General features: G+C 59.7%; 20 protein-coding genes and 2 pseudogenes. 8 read left to right on the forward strand and 14 right to left on the reverse strand.

What is annotated here, in order from left to right; translation table 11 throughout:
* Nucleotides 1–19 precede the first annotated feature (19 nt).
* Nucleotides 20–1,000 carry an IS5 family transposase gene (locus J3P73_RS37260; RefSeq protein ID WP_164580068.1) on the forward strand — a complete coding sequence of 327 codons (981 nt, stop codon included), beginning with the start codon at nucleotides 20–22 and terminating at the stop codon, nucleotides 998–1,000.
* A 186-nt stretch (nucleotides 1,001–1,186) separates the two neighbouring features.
* Here the strand turns inward: J3P73_RS37260 and J3P73_RS37265 are convergent, their stop codons facing one another.
* Nucleotides 1,187–1,888 (reverse strand): acid phosphatase, encoded by a 702-nt coding sequence (locus J3P73_RS37265; RefSeq protein ID WP_164579929.1) that lies wholly within the window; start codon nucleotides 1,886–1,888, stop codon nucleotides 1,187–1,189.
* Between the two features lie 308 nt (nucleotides 1,889–2,196).
* On the opposite strand from J3P73_RS37265, the pseudogene J3P73_RS37270 reads away from it, so the two are divergent.
* The 5 genes and pseudogenes from J3P73_RS37270 to J3P73_RS37290 form a co-directional block, all read left to right on the forward strand.
* Nucleotides 2,197–2,429, forward strand: a pseudogene (locus J3P73_RS37270) (hypothetical protein); the annotation flags it as partial.
* 282 nt (nucleotides 2,430–2,711) lie between these two features.
* A complete protein-coding gene (locus tag J3P73_RS37275; protein WP_037068119.1) occupies nucleotides 2,712–3,254 on the forward strand; it encodes a Chromate resistance protein ChrB in 543 nt (180 codons plus the stop codon).
* A 108-nt stretch (nucleotides 3,255–3,362) separates the two neighbouring features.
* The gene (locus tag J3P73_RS37280; RefSeq protein ID WP_204340607.1) at nucleotides 3,363–4,502 is read left to right on the forward strand and encodes an MFS transporter; all 1,140 of its coding nucleotides are present in this window, start codon (nucleotides 3,363–3,365) and stop codon (nucleotides 4,500–4,502) included.
* Nucleotides 4,503–4,590: 88 nt separating this feature from the next.
* Nucleotides 4,591–5,142, forward strand: coding sequence for a phosphatase PAP2 family protein (locus tag J3P73_RS37285; RefSeq protein WP_164579931.1), 552 nt, complete (start codon nucleotides 4,591–4,593; stop codon nucleotides 5,140–5,142).
* 180 nt (nucleotides 5,143–5,322) lie between these two features.
* Nucleotides 5,323–7,173, forward strand: a complete 1,851-nt coding sequence (locus J3P73_RS37290; RefSeq protein ID WP_245002794.1) for a bifunctional DedA family/phosphatase PAP2 family protein — start codon at nucleotides 5,323–5,325, stop codon at nucleotides 7,171–7,173.
* Nucleotides 7,174–7,375: 202 nt separating this feature from the next.
* Here J3P73_RS37290 and J3P73_RS37295 read toward each other — a convergent pair whose 3' ends face one another.
* The 6 genes and pseudogenes from J3P73_RS37295 to J3P73_RS37315 form a co-directional block, all read right to left on the reverse strand.
* Nucleotides 7,376–7,579, reverse strand: coding sequence for a hypothetical protein (locus J3P73_RS37295; RefSeq protein ID WP_164579923.1), 204 nt, complete (start codon nucleotides 7,577–7,579; stop codon nucleotides 7,376–7,378).
* A 92-nt stretch (nucleotides 7,580–7,671) separates the two neighbouring features.
* A complete protein-coding gene (locus tag J3P73_RS37300) occupies nucleotides 7,672–8,004 on the reverse strand; it encodes a hypothetical protein (RefSeq protein ID WP_164579932.1) in 333 nt (110 codons plus the stop codon).
* Nucleotides 8,005–8,362: 358 nt separating this feature from the next.
* Nucleotides 8,363–8,491 (reverse strand): annotated as a pseudogene (locus J3P73_RS38230) (ATP-binding protein); the annotation flags it as partial.
* An 855-nt stretch (nucleotides 8,492–9,346) separates the two neighbouring features.
* Entirely contained in the window at nucleotides 9,347–9,760 is a 414-nt protein-coding gene (locus J3P73_RS37305; protein ID WP_164579933.1) for a curlin, read from the reverse strand.
* Between the two features lie 816 nt (nucleotides 9,761–10,576).
* Nucleotides 10,577–10,975, reverse strand: coding sequence for a curli-like amyloid fiber formation chaperone CsgH (gene csgH, locus J3P73_RS37310; protein ID WP_164579934.1), 399 nt, complete (start codon nucleotides 10,973–10,975; stop codon nucleotides 10,577–10,579).
* Nucleotides 10,976–11,026: 51 nt separating this feature from the next.
* Nucleotides 11,027–11,464 carry a curlin gene (locus J3P73_RS37315; RefSeq protein ID WP_164579935.1) on the reverse strand — a complete coding sequence of 146 codons (438 nt, stop codon included), beginning with the start codon at nucleotides 11,462–11,464 and terminating at the stop codon, nucleotides 11,027–11,029.
* A gap of 595 nt (nucleotides 11,465–12,059) precedes the next feature.
* Between J3P73_RS37315 and J3P73_RS37320 the strand changes: the two genes are divergently transcribed.
* Both J3P73_RS37320 and J3P73_RS37325 read left to right on the forward strand, forming a co-directional pair.
* Entirely contained in the window at nucleotides 12,060–14,354 is a 2,295-nt protein-coding gene (locus J3P73_RS37320) for a caspase family protein (protein ID WP_245002796.1), read from the forward strand.
* Nucleotides 14,355–14,455: 101 nt separating this feature from the next.
* Nucleotides 14,456–15,280: a MipA/OmpV family protein gene (locus tag J3P73_RS37325; protein WP_164579937.1), complete on the forward strand. Its 825-nt coding sequence runs from the start codon at nucleotides 14,456–14,458 to the stop codon at nucleotides 15,278–15,280.
* Here J3P73_RS37325 and J3P73_RS37330 read toward each other — a convergent pair.
* Genes J3P73_RS37330 through J3P73_RS37360 form a run of 7 tightly spaced genes read right to left on the reverse strand, consistent with a single transcriptional unit; the run spans nucleotide 15,221 to nucleotide 21,089 of the window.
* Nucleotides 15,221–16,558 carry an SAM-dependent methyltransferase gene (locus J3P73_RS37330; protein ID WP_164579938.1) on the reverse strand — a complete coding sequence of 446 codons (1,338 nt, stop codon included), beginning with the start codon at nucleotides 16,556–16,558 and terminating at the stop codon, nucleotides 15,221–15,223. The two genes, J3P73_RS37325 and J3P73_RS37330, sit on opposite strands and share 60 nt — an antisense overlap.
* The gene (locus J3P73_RS37335) at nucleotides 16,558–16,986 is read right to left on the reverse strand and encodes a DMT family transporter (protein ID WP_164579939.1); all 429 of its coding nucleotides are present in this window, start codon (nucleotides 16,984–16,986) and stop codon (nucleotides 16,558–16,560) included. Before J3P73_RS37335 ends, J3P73_RS37330 begins: the two co-directional genes overlap by 1 nt.
* The gene (locus tag J3P73_RS37340; protein WP_164579940.1) at nucleotides 16,986–18,131 is read right to left on the reverse strand and encodes a GNAT family N-acetyltransferase; all 1,146 of its coding nucleotides are present in this window, start codon (nucleotides 18,129–18,131) and stop codon (nucleotides 16,986–16,988) included. Before J3P73_RS37340 ends, J3P73_RS37335 begins: the two co-directional genes overlap by 1 nt.
* Nucleotides 18,112–18,927 carry an alpha/beta hydrolase gene (locus J3P73_RS37345; RefSeq protein WP_164579941.1) on the reverse strand — a complete coding sequence of 272 codons (816 nt, stop codon included), beginning with the start codon at nucleotides 18,925–18,927 and terminating at the stop codon, nucleotides 18,112–18,114. The genes J3P73_RS37340 and J3P73_RS37345 overlap by 20 nt, the downstream gene beginning before the upstream one ends.
* A complete protein-coding gene (locus J3P73_RS37350; RefSeq protein WP_164579942.1) occupies nucleotides 18,917–19,789 on the reverse strand; it encodes a fatty acid desaturase family protein in 873 nt (290 codons plus the stop codon). Before J3P73_RS37350 ends, J3P73_RS37345 begins: the two co-directional genes overlap by 11 nt.
* Nucleotides 19,786–20,139, reverse strand: a complete 354-nt coding sequence (locus J3P73_RS37355; protein WP_164579943.1) for a DMT family transporter — start codon at nucleotides 20,137–20,139, stop codon at nucleotides 19,786–19,788. Before J3P73_RS37355 ends, J3P73_RS37350 begins: the two co-directional genes overlap by 4 nt.
* On the reverse strand, nucleotides 20,136–21,089 hold the full coding sequence (locus J3P73_RS37360) for an arginase family protein (protein WP_164579944.1): 954 nt from the start codon (nucleotides 21,087–21,089) through the stop codon (nucleotides 20,136–20,138). Before J3P73_RS37360 ends, J3P73_RS37355 begins: the two co-directional genes overlap by 4 nt.

The raw sequence follows: 21,089 nt of genomic DNA on the forward strand, positions 1-21,089 counted from the left end.
CCTGATGTGGATTTCGACGATGCCGCACAAGTTCAATGCCGATCGGCGGGACAAGATTGCCAAGCAGAAATATCAAGTGACGAATTGGCCGGCATATAATGAAAGCCTGCGTCAACGTGGTGATTTGACCATCTGGGTGAAGGATGAGGCCCTGTCTTTATGGACGGCGCGGAGGCGGACATCGCGGGGTGGTCAGCCGAAATACTCGGATCTGGCGATTACGTTGTGCTTGACCCTGCGCGTCGTCTACGGGCTGGCGCTACGCCAGACCCAAGGCTTGATGCGCAGTGTCGCGGCGCTGATGGGGTTCGATATTGCCGTGCCTGACTTCTCCACCCTGTCTCGCCGGAGCAAAGGGCTGGCGTTGCCGTCGACAAAGTCCCGAGCCACAACATCAGGTCCGGTCCATCTGGTTGTCGACAGCACCGGCTTGAAGGTCTTCGGCGAGGGCGAGTGGCTGGAAAACAAGCATAAAACCAAGGCCAAACGCAAAAGATGGCGCAAACTGCACCTTGGTCTCAATCTTGTCAGTGGTGAGATTGTTTGTTCCGATCTGACCGTGGATGATGTCGGCGATCCGACAGCGTTACCAGGACTTCTGGACCAGATCGGTGGCCCCGTCGAGAAGTTCATTGCCGACGGCGCCTATGATGGAACGCCAAGCCGAGATCTTCTGGCGACACGCTTTGGTGAGATCGTGGAGATTATTATCCCACCTCCCAAGACTGCCGTTGCCAGCCCTCAATCGGTGCTGGTTCCATCTGTCCGCGATCGCCATATTGCAGAAATCCAGACCAAAGGGCGGATGGCATGGCAGAAATCCACCGGCTACAACAAGCGCAGTCGCGCTGAGACCCAGATGGGTCGATGGAAGGCTGTGATCGGGCCCAAACTCAAAGCCCGACATTTTGACAATCAGAAGACTGAAGCGAAGATTGGCGTCCGTGTTCTTAACCGGATGACAGAACTTGGCCGGCCTAAGTTCGAGCGCGTTGCATGAAAAATGCAGTGGATAGGGTTGCCTCGTCCAAAGTCTGATCCATGCAACAGTGCTGCATAAATTGCCGGAAACGTTAATTGAAGGCAGTAAACTCTAACGCGAGGTCATCCAAGGGCGACCATGCCTGAAAGCATAGAACCGCCGGATTTCTCGCCGGCGGTTCAAATGGATGTTTAGTCAATCGCCTCAGACGTGGGACAGACCAAGGACGGATCGAAGTTCCTTCTTGGCGGCTTCAAATTCAGCTTTGTAGTCGTCATGGGTGCGGATCGTTTCGGCAATGACGGTGCCGGCGATGCGGCCAGCCTCGACGTCCGAAGCATAGTGAATGCCGCCGACAATACGGTTATGACCATATTCCCACGCGCGTGCCATCAGCTCGGTCCTTTTCTCCGGCACCATGTTGGAAAGGACGATGCCCATCAGCGTGCCGACGGTGGTGTGACCCGACGGATAAGCACCCGACTTCGAGAGGGGAACAATCGGCTTGACCAGGTCGCTGTAGAGGTGAGGCCGCGGACGCTTCCAGAAATCTTTGGCCGGATCGACAACAGCGCCTTCTGTGGCGACGACGCGGTCGAAGAAGGCGGCGAACTTCGGCAGGTTTTCCTTGGTGAACTTGGGATTGTCGATCACATCGGCGAAGCGCCAGACATCTTCATCCGCATCGGCGACGGCACGTGCGGCCATCTCAGGTGTGCGGGTAACCTGGATCGTTAGTATTTCAGCGAGTTCGGCCTGCATCTGCGGCGAATTATTGGCGGGCGGTGTCGGCAACAGCGAAACGAGGTCGATTTCCTTGGCATTGGAAAATGGCTTGGCATCTTCTGCTAAAACGGAAGAAGCAAGGCCGATGACGAGGGCGAGCGACAGGGCTAGATTGCGCATGGTAACTCCTTTTGAACAGCGATGCCGACGCTAGCACCCCGATATTCCGCTCGTGTGACAGTAACCTCACCAATCCGTATGAAATGGAAACAGTGTGGCGCAAACCTCCGAGCCTTCTCGCTCTCACGCCACCGCGCGCTGCATTCCTCATTCCGGTCAAGGAAGCCCTGATTCATCTCGCAATGCGGACATTACTCTGGGCGGAATATGCGCATGACCTGGTCTGTAAACGGCTTGACGAGAAAGGACGGCGGCGTACGCTCTTCTGGTTTGACGAAATCCTCGACGGGCATTCCCGGCTGCGCTTCATTCTGGCGGTCGCACTGGTCTGGCAGTTTGCGCAGAGGAAATATGTTCCCGCCGCCTATTGGCTTTCCGTGGTGCTGATCAGCATTGTTGGCACATTGATTACGACAATCTGGTCTACAACTTCCATGTGCCACTGATGGCTACGACGATTGCTTTCTCGATCGCCCTGGCGCTGACTTTCCTGCTGTGGTTCCAAAAAGAGCGGACGCTTTCTATCCACTCGATCTTCACCTGGTGGCTATGGGCTTCCCTATACGCCCGTGTCGGCTTTGGGGCCCTGACATGCATATTTCAGCGGAAGCTTAGCTTAGACCGAGGACGCGCTTTCCGGATCCTGAGTTCGCCCCTTCGGGCCGACGCTGCGCCATCGCAGCATGGGCGAGGCGCATCTGGGCTTAGTGAGAGCAAATTTTACGGAGATGCAGCGCGCGCGCGATTTTGCCATCAACGATACTCCCTCGCCGAACTGGTCGTCGCGGTTGATTTGTAACGGTCGTTGCAATACGATTGCTACATGACGAATTTAGCTTGGCTCTTGCTCACATACAAAGTGCCCCCAGACCCCGCGACCAAACGCATCGCGCTTTGGCGGCGGCTGAAAGGAATGGGCGCCGTCTATCTGCAGAATGGGGTTTGCTTGCTGCCGAAGACCGACGATCATGTCCGACGCCTGAAGATGCTCGAGAACGATGTTTCGAAGATGGGCGGTGAATCCGTCATCCTGGAGACGGTCGCCCTCGACCGCGCGCAAGAGGACAAGGTCGTATCCCGCTTCAAAGCCGATCGCGACGATCAGTATCGGGAGTTTCTGGGACGGTGCGCCGATTTCGAGGCCGAGATCGCAAAGGAGATCGCGATCAACAAGTTTACTTATGCCGAACTCGAAGAGGAAGACACCGACTTAAAGAAGCTCCAGGGCTGGCTGGAGAAGATCAAGAAGCTCGATTTTTACGGAGCCACGCTCGCGGCAGAGGCGAGCGAGCGCTTGCGAGGGTGCGAGGCATTGCTCGACAGCTACGCGCAAAGGGTCTTCGATGCTCATGACGAGAACCGATAAATGAGCGGTCAACCGGACAGGGCTGACCGAGCCACTGCAAGCATCGGCACTCGGCTTATCCGCAGGTCCGGTCTCCCGACGGGCATCTGGGTCCTCGGGTTCGTCTCGATGCTCATGGATATATCGTCCGAGATGATCCACGCTCTGTTACCCATCTACATGGTCACAGTACTTGGGACGTCAGCATTGAGCGTCGGCATCATCGAGGGTATCGCCAAGGCGACAGCCTCAATCACGAAGGTCTTTTCCGGCGCACTCAGCGACTGGCTGGGCAAGCGCAAGCTACTGGCGGCGATCGGCTATGGCCTGGCCGCCTTCACCAAGCCCATCTTCCCGCTGGCTGCTTCCATCGAATGGCTGATCGCGGCGCGCTTCATAGACCGCGTCGGCAAGGGCATTCGAGGTGCGCCCCGTGATGCCCTTGTCGCCGACATCGCCCCACCCGATCTGCGTGGCGCCAGCTTTGGCCTGCGGCAATCACTGGACACGGTCGGCGCCTTTCTCGGGCCGCTGTTCGCCATTGGCTTGATGTGGCTAACAGCCGACCATTTCCAGGCAGTGTTTTGGATCGCCGTTATCCCGGCGTTCCTGTCCGTTGGTCTGATCGTCGTTGGGGTCAAGGAGCCGGATCGGCCCAAGGAGCAGCGTCGCGCCCGGATGCAGCTGCATCGCGATGAACTGCGCCGATTGGGAGCGACCTATTGGTGGGTGGTCGCGGTCGCGGCCGTCTTAACGCTCGCCCGTTTCAGCGAAGCATTTTTGATCTTGCGGGCACAATCGATCGGCTTCTCGGTAACGGCGATCCCCATTGTCCTGGTCGTCATGAGCCTCGCCTACTCCCTTTCCGCCTATCCAGTTGGTGTGCTGTCGGATCGCGTCAATCGTACAACCCTACTAGCCGTCGGACTCGTCCTTCTACTCGCAGCCGACCTCGCGCTTGCATTCGCGGGCGATATTGTCTGGGTTGGATTTGGTGTCGTGCTCTGGGGCTGTCATATGGGTTTCACCCAAGGCCTGCTGGCAACCTTGATTGCCGAAAGCGCTCCCGCCGAACTGCGGGGAACCGCCTTCGGTGTGTTCAACCTGGTCACAGGGATCTCACTGCTCGTAGCCAGTGTCGTCGCCGGCGCCCTTTGGGACATGACGGGGCCGCAGGGCACATTCCTGGCGGGAGCCGCTTTCACCATGATGACTCTCGCCGGACTGTTCATCGTCCGCGTGCGGCTGGGAGATCGGATCCATGTGTGAGCATCTGCCGCCCGGCCATGTGATCCCGTCCAATCAATCACAAAGGCAGCGCGCCTGAGGCTGCTTTGAGTCAAACTGGAGACTGCCGATGTATGAACTCGACGCCGCTATAACGCATGCGATCAACGGACTGGCAGGACATAGCGCTGCTCTCGATCTTCTGATGATCTGGATCTCCAGTATCGGCGTTCCGCTTATGGTTCTGGCGGTCGCTGTTCAATGGTGGCGGAGGCCCGACAGACCGCACATGCGCCATATCTTCGTTGCGGCAGGGTTCTCGTTTCTACTGGGGCTCGGCACCAACCAGATCATTCTTCTCTTCATTCACAGGGCCCGCCCTTATGACGGCGGCGTAACCAACCTGCTGATCGAACGCAGCGCCGACTTTTCGTTCCCCTCCGACCACGCAACGGCAACCTTCGCCATTGCGGCAGCCTTTCTCCTTCATGGCTCGCGGCGTGCCGGACTTGCGCTTCTTGCCGCGGCTTGCCTGGTCACCTTCTCCCGTATTTATATCGGCACCCATTATGCCAGCGACGTCCTCGGCGGCGCGCTGACCGGGGTTATAGCAGCGCTCATTGTCCGTGCGTTATATCGGGAAGGCACCAGAGCCGACCGGCTAATCACCAGCATCCTATAGGACGCCGGCAATGGCGTCCTTGCTCTCATCGATAATCGACTGGCTAAGCGCACATTCGCACATTGCCTATCTCGCGGTGTTCCTGCTTGCGCTCTCTGAGTCGATCCCAATGATCGGCGTCATCGTTCCGGGCACGGCGGTGATACTGCGCTCAGCGCTCTCGTTCCGAGTGGTGTCCTGGTGCTGTGGCCGCTGCTCGCCGCAGCGACATCAGGTGCGATCGTCGGGGATGGTGTCTCTTTCTGGCTTGGCCATCGATACCACCGCGAGATTCTTGGGCGCTGGCCGCTGAACAGGCACCCCGAACTGATCGCGCGTAGTGAAGCCTTTTTCGAGCGGCACGGCGACAAGAGTGTCTTTATCGCCCGCTTTGCGCCGGGAGTTCGCGCGTTCGTGCCACTTCTTGCTGGCATGCTCGGAATGTCGGTGAGACGGTTCTATGCCGTCAACATCGCCTCGGCCCTTGCCTGGGCGCCGTCACACATTTTGCCGGGCGTTCTCGTCGGCGCCACATTCGGCGCTCTCGGCGCCGCCGCAAAGCCGCTGGCGATCCTTCTGATCACGCTGCTCGCAGCTGGCTGGGTCATGCTGCGTATCGCGCGATGGACGTTGAGGCGCGCGGTTCCGCTTCTAGACGCTGCTGTTACAGAGATACGGAACTGGGCTTCGACCAGAGACACCTGGCTCAGCCGCAGTATCGCCAGCCTGCTCGACCCGGAGCGTTCCGAAGCGCGGGTTCTCGCCTTGATGCTTGTCCTCCTCGGCGGCGCGGCTTGGCTGTTCTTCGGGGTTCTCGAGGATGTGATCAGCGGTGATCCGCTGGTCGTTGCCGACAGCGCCATCTTCAACGCATTGCAGGAGGTTCGCACGCCAGCCGGCGATGCGGTCATGATCGGTATCACCGAGCTTGGCGACACCAGAGTCGTAGTAGCCGTCACGGCGATCGTGTTCCTCTGGCTCGTGTGGAAGCGTGCGTGGCGCACGGCTGCTTTCTGGCTAGTTGCTGTCGCAGGGGCGTCGGCTCTCAACACCATCGTCAAGGTTACACTCCACAGAGCAAGACCCGATGAGCTGCTCTATTCCGGCTGGAGTGCATATTCCTTCCCGAGCGGACATAGCACGACGAACATGGTGCTCTACGGTTTTCTTGCATCTCTCATTGCCCGCGAGCTTCGTCCGGCGCTGCAGGTGTCCGTCGCCGTCGGCGCTGCGGTGCTGATCTTCCTGATCGCGTTCTCGCGTCTCTACCTCGGTGCGCATTGGTTTTCCGATGTGGTTGGCGGGGCGGCATTCGGATCCGCGTGGCTGATCCTGCTCGGCCTCTTCTATCTGCGGCGGCCGGCCGAACGAATAGGATCGCCAGCCTTGCTTGTCGCGGCGTCCGTAGCGCTTCTCCTTGCTGGAGGAGGAAACATCTATCGAAGCCATTCGATCGATGTGGAGCGGTATGCAGCCAAGAGCGCAACACAGATCACGGCTGTTACCGACTGGTGGACGACAGGTTGGCAGAGGCTACCGGAGCGGCGGATCGATCTCACCGGTGAAGTGGAGGAACCGCTGACGTTCCAATGGGCGGGCGGTCTACCAGATTTGCAGGATGTGCTGCAGCAACATGGTTGGAGGCCCTCGACGGGTTGGACGCCGGAAACCACCCTCGCATGGCTCACTGCATCCACCGACGCCGCTGCTGTCCCGGTCGTTCCTCGATTTGCGAGCGGACGTCTGCCAGATCTAACCTTCGTCCGATCCTGGGGCCTGCCCGCCAACTCAAGTTCGCGTCTCGTTGTTCGCCTGTGGACCACTGACCTGGAACTCACGGACGGACAGCCGACTCCGCTTTGGGTGGGTTCGGTCACGGAAGAGCGTATCTATCGCCCTCTCTCGCTGATCACTCTGGTTTCGACGCAACCGGACTTCAACGCGCCGAGGCAGGCGCTGGCGCAATCCTTTGCTAACAGCAACCTCGTATCACGCGCTGACGAGCAAACGAATGAAGAATGGGACGGGCGTGTTCTCTTGGCCCATCTATAATCGCGCAGCAAATCACCCCGGAACCAGCAAGAACCTTCGGCTGCGGGTAACTGCCCTGTCGTTTCATCGATACAAAAAACAAAACTGACTGGGTTTCGATCATCGGACAATCGAGGTTTCGTTGCAAAAAAGGAGGCCCGCCGCTAGAGCGAGCCTTAGGCCTGCCCAGGTTGAACCCAAAACCTGCGAAGAAAGACCTGCATCAGGCCACAGATTGATACTCTTGCCCGGGCGGAACTGGCCATTTTCCTTGTGCTGTCAGACTGCTGGCCGCCAATTTGCGGTCGAGGTCGTTGGCAGCGCTCTCGAGGAGTTCCGCAAACGCACCGAGACTCATGTTGTCCGCGCGCAGCATCTGCCGGATCAACGGATCTTTCAGAACTTCTGACATCGTCATGTCCTGCATAGCAGTCCTCCTTCTTGAGCTTTGAATTTAGCGCGGCAATGCAGAGATCGAATGTCGGCGGAGTGGCAAAAGCATGGCGCTGGTCGCGGGTTTTACGGCGCAATGCTCGGCGACGTGGATGAATCAAGACGCCTCTTGGAAGGCTTCACGGACGGGGCGATCTCGGATTTGTTGTCTTGCTCATCGCCTGGATCGCCATCGCCGATCTCGTCCATGCGATGATCGATTGCAAGGGCATAGATGGTGTCGAGCACATGTCGATCTGTGACATCGGGATCGGTGAGCGCCAGAAGCGCTGCACCGACGATCTTCTTGCTGGAGGTCTTCGGGCACTTCCTGGCGACGAATTCGTAAGGGATTTTGTCGGATAGGACCTTCGGTCGCCCGGCAACGCTATTGCCGATGCCGCCCTTTTTATGCCGCAAGAACTGTGCTGGAGGCGGCTGCCCACCGGCGCTGCCACTCCCTAATCGGCATAATCCGGATGTCGGCACTATGACTCGGCAAGTCCAACAATTCTGATCGGGAGTTGGTTCGTCACCGGAAGATCCTCGATCACGCGGTGGAAGCGGCCAGGAACCAGACTCCACGCCCGTCGCCAGTATAGGCTGAACACGGAAGACGAGTGTGTCTTCAGTTCTCTTTCACGATGGATCGCATTCGTCCGTCTGGTGTACCAACCGGGTCCCGACGATCGCTACCAAAGGCCATTGGTTGTCCGGAGTCAGCATTGTCAAGCGAAGTGAAGATTTGACCGTAGGCGAAACGAAGAACTGACCCCCTTCATTGATTTGCTGTTTCGTTTGTCTCGAGCGCCGTTCCGGCCTTCCGCAGAAGGCCGGAACGGCGCTTTTCGCGAAGCCTGTAGCTATCACCTCGGATGGTGATCACTGTCGAATGGTGAAGGAGGCGCGCCCTGGTGCAAGCCGGCGTCCATGTCAAAGGTGTTGAAGAGGTCGATCTTGGCGATGCCCCTGGTCAGGATCATCGTTGGGTATCCATAGCACGGTTGGGGACCACGTCGCCGGCCCGCAGCCGAGCCAGTTTGTCCGTTCGACGGTATACTCAACATGGAGGCCATCCCCACCGGGGCTATAGGAGAGGGACATGATCTATTCTCAAGAAAAGTCCCGTGGTCTCCTTCCCGCTGATCGCCATCCTGCTGGCAATCGCCGGCATTCTCGCGGTGCTTGTCGCCACCGGCGGCCGACATAACAGCGCCGCCGGCCGCGTCTGGGTTCCACAGGCTCAACAGCAGGGGGCGGAAAGCTATCGCATCCCTTGCCTTTGGCATCAGTTCGCTGCGGCCAATGCGGTCCGCCAGCCGTGCAAGACGTCGGAGGTTCTCCAAATAGCGCGAATCACCAAGAGCCGCTGTGGCACGGGATCATGGGTGGTGGTGCCACTCCGAGGTTGGGTTCGCTGGACTTTCACCTTTGGCCTCCGCTTATCCAAGGAGAACCGGACGGGGGGCTGCGTCTGCGGGACTTCGTCTTGCCACTCGTCGAGTTTCTTCAGTGCGTCGAGAATGTCCCTGTATACTTGCCGCAGCGTCCATGGCTGCCATAGCGTCGGACGTGAAGCTGGACCCATCCATGCGGATCGCGCGCCAAGGGGACCACGATCGAACTGGATGGCGGACGCCGACGGATGCCCCAGTCCGGCAACGATTCGACCGCCTGAAGGTCAGAAGCCCGCGAAGCAAGAATTGCTCGTTTCTCGTCTTTCGAAAGCCGCGCTGAGACGACCTTCTCCGGGTGGTCCGTCTTACCAGCCGTAGCTGAAGGTGGCACCACTGCCATTATCCCCATCCTGCACCACGTCGGTTTCAGCATTTCGCCCATACTGGAAAATGCCATAGGCATTGTTGTAGCCGTTCTGCCGCAAGGTCGCAGAATGACCATTGCCCCGCTGCCGGATGAAGCCGAGGTTGCCACGGCCAGCCTGAGCGATTCCAGCCCCGTTACCTCGGCCCAACTGCCGGATGTCGGCGTCTTTCAGGCCGCGGTAGAGCGAATAGACGCGCAGCCCGGTTGAGAAAAGACCCGCATCCTCGGCGTCGTCCGGTGCGAGGTTGAACGAGATTCGGCCGCCGGCATAGGCTGGCACAGACAAGGCTACTTGCGCCAGGCTCCCGGCAAGAAGAGTGACGGTAAGGATCTTAAACACGTTGCGGCTCATTCTGATCTCCATCCGGCTGCCTCAGCCGATGATCGACTTTCGCATCTTGCAGCTGAACCCAGTCGGAATTGCCCGTTCAGTTGTCGTTCAGTCGTTTCGACCTGATCGGGTAGGAGGGAGCCTTGCGGCATCCCTCCTCCCACACCACCGTGCGTACGGTTCCGTACACGGCGGTTCATGTCGCGCTCGGTTTCATGGTCCCCAATGCCCGCCGCCCTACAAGCGCCCAGCCCTATCTCGCGGGTTCCGCCCGCTACCTCCGGCTTAGGCCCTCTTGCGAGGCATCTGCTCAAGGCGGTCGGAAAAGCGGTCCAGCCTCCGTCGACATGTTCGGCCCTTCACCGGTTGGTCCGGCTACTACGGCGTCTGCTGACTTCTGCCGCCCCATCCCGACACCTTTCGACGCCGGTAGCAACACCTGAAAACCAGGGCAGGTCGGCAGACCTCCCAGGGTAAGACGCGTGACCTTCGTGCCACATACCTGTCGCATCTACGGCCGCACCCTCCGGGTGATATCGGGCTTCGGGTGTGTTTGCCCCCTCGCCCGGATGCGGTCGCCTCATATGCGCTTCCTGTTCGTCAGGCCGGCACTTTGCCTCCAGCTTCCTTCAGACCCCGCCTCGCGACGACGCCCTTGCTGTTCAGCTAGCGGTTCCCATCACCAGGGCCCGCAGAGGACTCTCACCTCCAAGTCATCGGCCGGATACCACCCCGGCCAAGCGGTGTTCTCACACCACGCGCCATGCCTGGCGCACAAAGCAAAAGGACGCCGGAAACCGGCGCCCCTTTACGGAAATTGCAGCGTGTGGAGACCGATTAGTCGCCCCCGATCTGTTTCGTGCAGCTGAAACTCCTATCCCGGATGACCACGTCCAGTGTGGCTTTGTATTTGGCTCCTTTCGAGTCGAGCGAGACCGAACCAAGGATTGCCGTATGTCCCTCGACGGCATCAAAATCGCCACTCTGGTTGATCGTGGAGCTTCCGCCGTCTCCCACTTTTTCGACATGGAAGGTGTAAGTCCCGCCGACATGCTTGTCGGCGTGGACGAGTGCGTCCAATCTCACCATTCTTTCCCCAGGGGTTGCTTTGATTTCACAAAGCTGCGCCCGGTCAGATTGGTTGGCAGTTGTCACGGCGGCAATCGCGCCGACTGGAAGCAGGACCAGTGCGAGAACCGTCATCACGCGGTGCGGATGTTTGATGCTATTTGGCATGGTCGTTTCCCCTAATGGTCTGCTGTTGCGATCTTGACCTCTTGCAGCCGCCTACGGGCAGGCCTGGACAAAAGCCGCGACATTGCCGTTGCCGCCTTGGCTGACATTGGCGCTGCAGCCATGGCCGACCTGGACGCCGGCCGCGATGTTGCCATTGCCGTCCTGGGTAAGGATGGTCGTATGGCTGGAGCCGAATTGGCCAATTCCCGCTACGTTGCGGTTGCCGCGCTGATAGGTGGCGCCATAGTTGTCATTGCCCTCCTGACCGACAGCTGAAAGATTATGGCGGCCATATTGATGGCCGAGAACCCGGTTGTAGCCACCGTTCTGGTAGGTTCTGATGCGGTTTCCGTATCCTTCCTGTGCCCCACCGGCAGAGTTCGACCAGCCATATTGTTCGATACGAACATCATTGGCGATGGCCGGGGCTGCGGCGGTGATGCCGACGAGAGCGACGAGTGCAGTTGCAATGATAGAGGTGCGGATCATGACTATGTCTCCTCAGGCGGATAAGACCGCGGTTGAACGTCCTTCTTCTAGACGCTCCCTTTGAAACGGAAGCTGAAGGCATCATTCAGTCGGGGTTCATTCGCGGAGATCGGCGCAATCGGGCGGGCTGCAGGTGCCTGGCCAGGAAGTTTTGGCGATATGTGTTCCGAGTCGTCCGTCACCGAAATAACGCAGACGACCTATACGATCCCGGCTCTCTCATGGCGCGGCGACTTGCCAGACGCCGCAAGCCAGGGACGTTGATGCCGGCGGCTTACGGAGGGACAGACTTGTCTTCAGTTTCGCTTCAGCTTCGCCTAATCCAGCGCTCATAAACCATTGCTAAGTAGCGACGCAAGGCTCGCCAGCCGTCACTGGCGAAAGCACATACGCTTGGCCCCGACTGGGGGCTCACAGGAACTGCATCGCATGTTGATTGGAAGAAACCGCTATGCCTTCTCTTCTTTGGACAACAGGGCTGAGGTGTAAAAAAACGATTTGGACATTCTTTGCCATTATGCTGGTTTTGGCCGGTATCGCTTCCGTAAATCCAGCCGAAGCGCAAAGTTCCCCTGAAAAGAGAATAGCCCTCGTCGTGGGTAACGCCGCCTATAAGGCAGGCGCCTTGCCGACGCCGGCCAACGATGCCGGGCTGATTGCGCAAACGCTGCAGGCCGCCGGCTTCGATGTGATCGGTGCGCGCGATCTCGACCAGAACGGATTGCGCGACGCGATGCGGGACTTTCAGACGAAAGCGAATGCATCGGGACCCAATACAGTCGTCTTCGTCTATCTGGCGGGCTATGGCGTGCAGTACCAGGGCGATAACTATTTCTTGCCTGTCGACGCCCAGATCGTAAACGCTAGGGATGTACCGGTCGAAGCTCTGCGGATAACCGATTTCTCGAGATCGCTAGCCGGCATCAACAATCGCGGCAGCATTGTCGTGCTCGATGCAGCAAGAAGCAATCCATTCGTGCAGTCCAATCAGCCGCTGGCCGGTGGTTTGGCGCTCGTCGACCCAGACGCCGATCAGCTGATCGCCTTCAATGCCGCGCCAGGCACGGTCGCCCCGCAGGAGCCCGGCCCCTATGGCTCCTATGCCCATGCTCTCGCCGAAATGATCCGCATCGGCGGGATTCCTCTCGACGATGTGTTTGACCGGACACGGTTGCGAGTCAGCGATCTGACGAAGGGCGCGCAGATTTCCTGGAATGCCTCCAGATTCAAGAATGCCTTCACGTTTTTCGGTCGTGGTCCCAATCCGCCGCCGGCTCAGTTGTCCAGCTACGACAATACCTCTATCCGGACGAAGCCGATCAGCGAATTCGATGAACGCGATGCCTATTTCGCTGCGCTCGATCGCGACACGATGCGCGGTTACGAGGATTTCCTGGCAGCCTATCCGAACGACTCCATGGCAAGGCGGGTGCGTGCGATCATTGCAGCGCGCCGCGAAGCGATCACCTGGCGCGAAACCTGGAATGCGGACACGCCTGAGGCCTATTGGTCCTATTTGAGACGTTATCCGCGTGGTCCCCATGTCTGGGATACCCGCCGTCGTCTGGAACATTTCGAGGCAGCGCTCGAGCCGCCCCCGTCATTTTCGGTGATCGAGTATGACGTGCCGCCGCCGCCACCAGCGGAAATCGTCTATGTCGACCGGCCTGTTCTGTACTTCGGTGATGCGGACTTCGGTTATGCGCCGCCGCCGCCGGTCGTCTTCCTGGCACCGCCGCCGCCGGATTTCGTAACGCTTGCGCCGCCAAGACCACCGGTCGATCTCTACGTGCTGCCGGCGCCGGTCTTCGTTCCGGTCCCCGAATGGGTGGAACCCCCGCGTGATATAGTGCCGCCCGAAAACAACATCATTTTCAACAACATTCACAATACGGTCATCAACAACACGGTTGTCAGCGAGAACGAGGCCGCACCGGCTGCGCCCGGATTGACCACGGGAGAAAAGCTTGCCGGCGCGGCCGTCATCGCCGGGGCGGGTGCAGCTGCGCTCCACGTCGCCTTGCCGCCCTCGGTACAGAAAAAGGCTGCGGTTTTGCAAAAGCAGGTCGCGGCCGCAACCGGGAAACCGACACCTGCAGCCGGTTTGGCGCTGGCGCCCGTACCTTCCGTCCAGACACAGGCACAACAGCTGCAGCACCAGCCCCAGATCCAGACCGGAAGTGCTGCCACCCACGAGCTTCCCGGCGCCAACGGCGAGCCGCTGCCGCCCGCCGGCAAGCTGACAACCAAGCGGAAGTCGGCCCCGGCAGAAAAGACGCAGGCGCCCAAAGCCGAATCGAATACGGCGCGTAGTCCGACGACGGTCGCGCAACCGACGCTTCAGGGCACAACTCCCGACGCGCATGCGCTTCCCGGTTCAAAGGGCCAGCCGCAGTTGCCCGAGGCCAATGCCCCTGCCGTCAAAGGTCAAAGCCAGATCGCCAAGACCCCGGCACAAACGGCAGCTCCAAATGCGAAGCCGAAACGAGGTGTCGCAGCCCCGAACCCCGACGCTCGCAGCCTGCCGGCAAACTCTGCGGCACCGCCAATTATGGACAATACGCCAGCAAAACCCGGCGTTCCCAATAACGGCGAGCCGCAGCTCGGCAATCTGCGCCATGTTGTTTCGCCGCCGTCTCGAGAGTCTGCCGCGCCGCCATCATTGCCGAGGGAGCCGCATGTTGCAGGTCCGGCGCAGGCACCTGTTCCAAAACCACCGGCCGAACCCAAGCTAAAGGTCGAATCGAAGATACAGGCTCAACCCAAACCCCAGGCTGAGCCTAAGCCTCAGCCCAAGTCCAAGCCGGCAATCGTCGAGCAGCAGGCGAAGCGACCGCCGGCCGCAGAGAAAAAGAAGTGCGGCGCTCCAGATCAACCTGCATGCCCCTAAGGCAGTTGGCATAGAAGATAGAATTGCTTTAAAGGACTGCAGCAGCGCGCCTTGGACAGAGGGATCGTTTGCTGACGTTCGAGACGCGGAGCAGGGCTTATATGGTCTCATCGGACAGGGCATTATTCCGGGCGGCGACGCTATCGTTGCCGCTGATATTCCTGGGGTCCCAATCGGCCTTGAGCCAGGATGCAAAATCCTCCGATAACCAGTGGATCATAACCCTTGGCGGATCCGTCGAATACGGTCCTTCCTATGAAGGATCGAAGCACCTTTCTTTCAGTGGTATGCCGTCTTTCGATTTTCGACGGTTCGGCGAAGCGCCTGAATACAGCGCGCCGGACGATAATATCGACTACGGTCTGTTCGATATCGGCGGCGTCGAAATCGGCTCTGTCGTCGGCCTGAGAGGAGGGCGGTCGGCATTCAACGAATCCGAACTGCAGGGTTTGCATTCGGTCCAGTGGAATCTGGACGCCGGCGTCTTTGCGCAATACTGGCCGATAGAGGATCGCCTGCGTATGCGGGCGGAAACACGTCAGGCGTTGTGGGGCGGCGACGGTTTGCTTGCCGATCTCTATCTCGATTGGTTCCAGCCGGTCGGCGATCGCTGGCTACTATCTGCGGGTCCGCGCATATCTCTGGCAAACGGCGCCTATATGCGCAACAATTTCGCAGTTTCCGCCGAGGAAGCTGCCAATAGCGGTCGCGTCGAGGCGTTCGACGCGAATGGCGGTCTCAAATCCATCGGTTTCATGGTGGCTGCCACCTATACGCTCTCACCGGCCTGGAGCGTGCAGATCTACGACAAATATAGCCGCCTGGTGGGCGATGCCGCCGACAGCCCGGTCACCTCAGGACTTGGCTCAGCCGACCAGAACGTCATTGGCATCACGCTCAACCGCTCCTTCCAGATCGGCTTCTGAGCTTTGCGCCGCCGCTTTCTCATGCTGGCCGATATAGTCCCGCGTCACGGGAATGACGTCGTTGCGCTTGCTTAGCTGGATCTGGAAAACCACCAGATCTTCGTAGCGGAATGCGGCTTCGGCGCTTGCAAGGTAGAATTCCCACATGCGGCAGAAGCGTTCGTCGTAAAGTGCGGCAGCCTCTTGCCATTGCGCCAGGAAGCGCTGCCGCCAATGTGCCAGCGTCCAGGCATAGTGCAGGCGGAGGACCTCGATATCGGCAACCGCAAGACCGGCTCTTTCAATTTCGGGAAGGATTTCCGACAGTGCAGGAATGTAGCCGCCGGGAAAGATATATTTGTCGAGCCAAGGCGTGGTGAAGCCGGGTGTCGCCGAGCAGCCGATGGTGTGCAAAACCATGAGGCCATCATCTTCCAGCAGGTCCGCACATTTCTCGAAGAAGGCGCGGTAGGATCCGAGGCCGACATGCTCGAACATGCCGACCGACACGATCCGGTCGAACCGTCCGCTCAGGCTGCGATAGTCCTGAAGGGCAAACTGGATACCCGCCTCCATTCGCCCGTGTTCGGCAAGCCGCCTCAGGGCATAGCCATGCTGCTCTTCCGACAGGGTGATGCCGAGCACATGCCCGCGCGGCACATGCCTGGCCATATGCAGGGCCAGCCCACCCCAGCCGCAACCGATATCGAGCACACTCTTGCCGGGCTCAAGCTGCAATTTCGCGGCGAGATGCCGCTTCTTGGCGCGCTGCGCCGCATCGAGCGATTGGTCGGACCTCTCGAAATAGGCGCAGGAATATTGCCGGTCCGCGTCGAGGAAGAGCTCGTAGAGCCGGCCATCCAGATCGTAATGGTGGGCGACATTGGCTTTGGAGCGCGCCGGCAGATTGCGATGGCGGAAGGTGCGCAACCGGGTGCGGGCGCCATCGATCAGCCGGGCGACGACGGGATGTCTGGCGTACTGCGCCTCGCGCAACATCATTGCCAGGAAGTCGTAAAGCGAACCATGTTCGACAAGAAATCGGCGGTCCATGTAGAGTTGGCCGAGCCGCATATCGGCATCGATCAGGAAGGCCCATTGCGCAGCCAGATCGGCAAAGCGCACATGCACCCGTTCACCGGATGCGTCACCAAAGGAGAGCAGGCGGCCATCGGACGTGGTAACGTCGAGGGAACCGTGGGTGACGATGCGAGAAAGTGCCCGCGCCATGATCCAGTTGGTGAAAGCCGCGGCCACGGCGCCGATCCTCTCGAAGATGAAGCGTTGTGCTTGCGCCATCACCGATCCTTGCCAGGATGCGCGTGGGGCAGCGCGTGCCCGCTGCGGGGGTCATTGACCGGGTGCGTCGCCTCCGATGCGCCGGCGATCAGCCAGACGCCGGCAAGGATCAGGCCGCTGCCGACGATCTGGAGTGCGACAACCGGCTCGCCGAACATCAACCAGCCGCTCGCAATGATCAGGACATAGCTGATACCCGAGAGCGGAAAGGCCCGGCTGAGGTCGAGTTCGGCCAGAATGGCCATCCAGACGAAGAAGCAGGCAACCTCGACGACGAGGGCCGCCAGGATCCAGTGCGAGGCGAGTGCGTCGTGCGCCAGGGTCGCTCCGTGCGCACCGGTCAACTGCACGGCGCCGAGCTTCATGAAAATCTGAAACAGCGTGTTGAGGACCGGCACGGCAAGCCATGTTAGGCGCATCGATGTCATCACTTGGCCTGCTCCGCGGAAAAAAGTGGGGAGATAAGCCGCAGCAATGTCTGGAGCACGGGATTTCGGTGGCGGAAAAACATGGTGTTGGCCGTTAGTTGGCTGCCGAGCCGTACCTTATTTTCATAATATGCCTGGCCGCTCTGGTAACGGCTGAGACCGCTATCGAGGCAATAACGCAGATTGGTGAACCAGCTCAGGAAATAGAGATTGTACGGCCGTCCCTGTTCGCCATCCATGCAGAAGAACTTGTCGATCGCGACTCGATCATCGTGAACGATGAGATTAGCAGCCAGCGGCTCGTCCCCGACATAGTAAAGGACGCAGAACGAACGGCCGCGCATATGGGTCAGGATCCCCTCGAAATAGGCGGGCGTCAGCTCTTCGAACTGCCATTCGCTGCGATTGCGCGTATCGTGGTAGAGCGCCATGATACGTGCCAGCACGTCACCCACATCCGTTCTGATTTCGACCCTGACGGCGTCGAAGGACTTCATCTTGCGCCGCATGTCCTTGCGCGTGCCCGCAGACAGCCGGGCCATGTATTCGTCGATCGTCTGAAAATCGATATCGAGCCAGGCGGATGGCAGGCCGCCGATTGCGGCATAGCGCCGTTCTGAAAACACGGCCCCGAATTCCAGGGCGACCGGCGCGGGAATATCCTTGATCCCCATCAGCGAGCAGCCTTCCTGAGCCGCAAGACTTTCGAAGGCGTCGAGCAGTTCGCCGAGCAGTGCTTCACGACGTTCCTCCGGCACCTCGGCATGAAAGCCTATGACGCCGTTTTCGGTGCACGGCGAGCCGAGGCAGGCAAGCCGCAGTACCAGGAAGCCTGAAACGTGCCGTCGCACGCGGCGGATCAACCGGCGCGGCAAACCCTCTTCCAGTGTCGTGTCCAGCGGATAGGGGCACAGGAACGCCGGCACGGCGGCGCTGATCCTTCCGTTCTCGACGATCGTAATGTAGCGCCAATCGAATTCGCCGATGCCGGCGTCTTCGATCGCCAGCAGGCAATCATAATCTTCGACCTGGCCGCGGTAGCAGGCATTCCACGCTTCGCGGCCGATGGCTCGGATCGTGTCGTAGACCTGTGCGACCGGCTCGCCGTTTTCGGCGGGAAATTGTCTATAAGCGAGCTTCAGCATGGCCTGCCTCAAAGAAATTGGCCGTGAATTCGGCCACCTGTCGATGCTGGCGGTCGAGATGGATCATGTGGTAGCTGTCCTTGATCCACTTGAGTTCATGCGGCCCGCCGATGTGATCGGATATGTAAAGCGCATGCCGGGGATTGCTGAGATCGTCCTCTTCGGCGTGGAGGATCAGGGTTGGCGTCTGGATCTGAGGCAGGGTACCCCGAAGCGCCTTGCCCAATCGATACATTTCGACGATGCCGCGGCCGGGGAATTTTTCGAGCATGCCTTCGCCCGCCATGTCCTCGACCAGGCGGCGCATGCGATCATCCTTGATGCCGAGCGATTGGTTTTCCCTGAAGTTGAGACGGTCGAGAAACGGCACCCGCGACAGCCAGCCGATATGCGGCGACAGCATCGTATAATGTCGCGGAACGTCCCAGCCGTCATAGTGGAAGCAGGGCGAATAGATCGCCACCGCCTTGATCAGGTCCGGCCGGTGCTTGGCAGCCAGCAATGACAGCTTGCCGCCGACGCAGATGCCGGCGGCAAAAACCGCTTGCGTGTGTTCTGCCAGGAATTCGGATCCGCGCACGACGCTTGTCAGCCAGTCTTCCCACTGCGTGCGGCGCAGCGTCCTGATGTCTTCGCCATGACCGGCCAGCAACGGAGCGTGAACGCTGTAGCCGCGCCGGTTGAGCTGGCGCGCTAAGAGCTTCATTTCGGCGGGCGCGCCCGTCAAGCCGTGGATCAGCAGCACACCTTTGCCGTTCGTTCCCGGCAGGAAGAAGCTCAACTGCTCAGATCTCATGCCGAAGCTCCAGCTCGCGGTTTTCCGGAGCCATGAAGCCTAGGGCATGGCAGGTGCTGATCACATGCGTGCCGGCCTTATCCTGGTCTTCCCTGATCTGTTCGTGTAGTGCCGCAAGTTTCGTCCAGTGGGTGCGCGGCCGGTAATGATGTTCGGCATGATAACCATTGCCGAACCAAAGCCAGTTGTAGAATGGCTTGTGGCTGCTCACGCCCCAGGCAATCGGTTCGTCCGGATCGCCATAAAGGTGTTCGTAGTAGCCGTTGAGCGACGACAGGCAGTTGCCGGCGTAATAAAACGGCACGAAGAACAGCACGGCCTTCCAATCGTAGATCAGCGCGATCGCCGCCAGGCCGAGGAAGACAAGCAGTTCGAAACGGCCCCATGCGGCGTCGAAAGGACGGTTCTTGGCGATGGCCTTGTGGATGTCGCCGAGGCTGTCGCGGAAAAAGCTCATCAATGTGTAGGACCAGACGTTTTCTGGCTGGCCGTCGCGGCCGTGGCGATAGATCGAGAGAAGGTCGACCGTCGCGCCGGTCTCATCGGGCCGGTCGCTGTTGCCAGAGTGATGGCGCATGTGCACCCAGTGGTAATAGGTCTGAGAAAAACCGATCCCCACCGACTCCAGCAGGCTGAAGCCATAATTCATCCAGCGCGGCTTGAAATAGGGCGTGTGGATGAAATTATGCGAGATGCTGTTGATGTTCCAGGATATCGATACGGCATAGAGGCAACCCAGGATCGCTGAGACCCAGAGCGGCCGGCTTTCGAAGCCGACGATCAGGTAGATGTCAAAGACGAGATGCGCGAAGGCCGCAAGCACGGGGGCGGCATCCCATCTGGTATGAGCAAAGATTCTCATAGTCCGGTTGCTCCTACGCAGGCCACGCCGGCGGTAATGAGAAACACGCCCGCCGCGTGGCGAAAGTTGATATTTTCCTTGAAGACGGCGGCACCCGCGACGACGGTCCCGACATAGCTGAGCGCCATCAGCGGAAAGGCGATGGTCAGCGGCACGCGGGCGAGCACGGCCGTCCAGGCAAGCAGTTCGATCGCCCAGAAGGCGATGCCGAGCCAAGTCAGCGGCTTGGCCAGGGTTGCCAGAACGGCGCTGTCGCTGGCCGCCTGCTTGAAGCAGACCTCGCGGGCGGTTTCCGCGACCACGCAGAACAGGATCAGGCCGAACATCGGCAAGGTGAGGCCGCCGGTCATTCCATCGATTCCGCCAGGACTTCCAACAACGCGTGATTTGCGGCGCTGTTGATGTTGCGCACGGCATCCGCCGCCTGCCGCAGCCGCGGCTGATCGATGAAGATTTCCGCCTGCTTCAGCAGCCGGGTCTTCAGGCCGCCGGCGTAGCTCGGCATCGAATAATCGCCGATGACGTCGGCGCCGACGACGCGATGGCGGCTGCCGATCTCGCTGATCAGCGCCATCAGATAGGGCAGGCGCATGCGACCTTGATCCCAGTTGGTCACGGCGTCATCGGCGCCAAGCACGTCCTTGTCGATCGTGAAATAGACCGCCTCGGTGCCGATGCGGCTGAGGATCAGGTCGATGAAATTCTCTTCGCCGATCTCGGAGATGGAATTCCAGTAGAGGGCGCGCCCGTCCTGCCGGTAGCTGGCGCCGCTGCCGTATTCGGCAGAGACGCGGCTTGGTGGATGCTCGTAAGGGTAAAGCTCCAGCTTGCCTTCCCTCAACCAGCGCAGATTGGCGCCCTTACGTTCGGGATTGCGCAGATCGCTACTGCAGACGCCGACCGTGACGACCTTTTCTATCTTGGGGTTCAACAGGGCACTGTTGATCCACGAGCCACAATGCATGCCGCCCTCGAAGTTCACCCAGTCCGGGTGATTGTCGAAATGAACGAGTGTGGTCGAAACCGGCCGCCGTTCGAGGGCCGTATCGAGCAGCAAAGCGGTCACATGGTGGAAGTCGCCCGAGCCCATGAAGGCAAGCTGCGGTCCCCGGGCTCGAGAGGGCAGCGATCGGGATATATCCCGGCCAAGGTCGGACAGCATCTTCTGCCTGCCCCACAATCTGATCGCACTGCCGCCCCGCTTGTCGACATGGTGGCACGCGCCTACAAGCGTGCAGGCGCGCACGAAGTCCGGCTGCAACTCCAAAGCATCGTCGAGATGAAGGAGGAGAAGCTGCAC

It is taken from the genome of Rhizobium ruizarguesonis (assembly GCF_017357285.1).
Lineage (GTDB): Bacteria > Pseudomonadota > Alphaproteobacteria > Rhizobiales > Rhizobiaceae > Rhizobium > Rhizobium ruizarguesonis.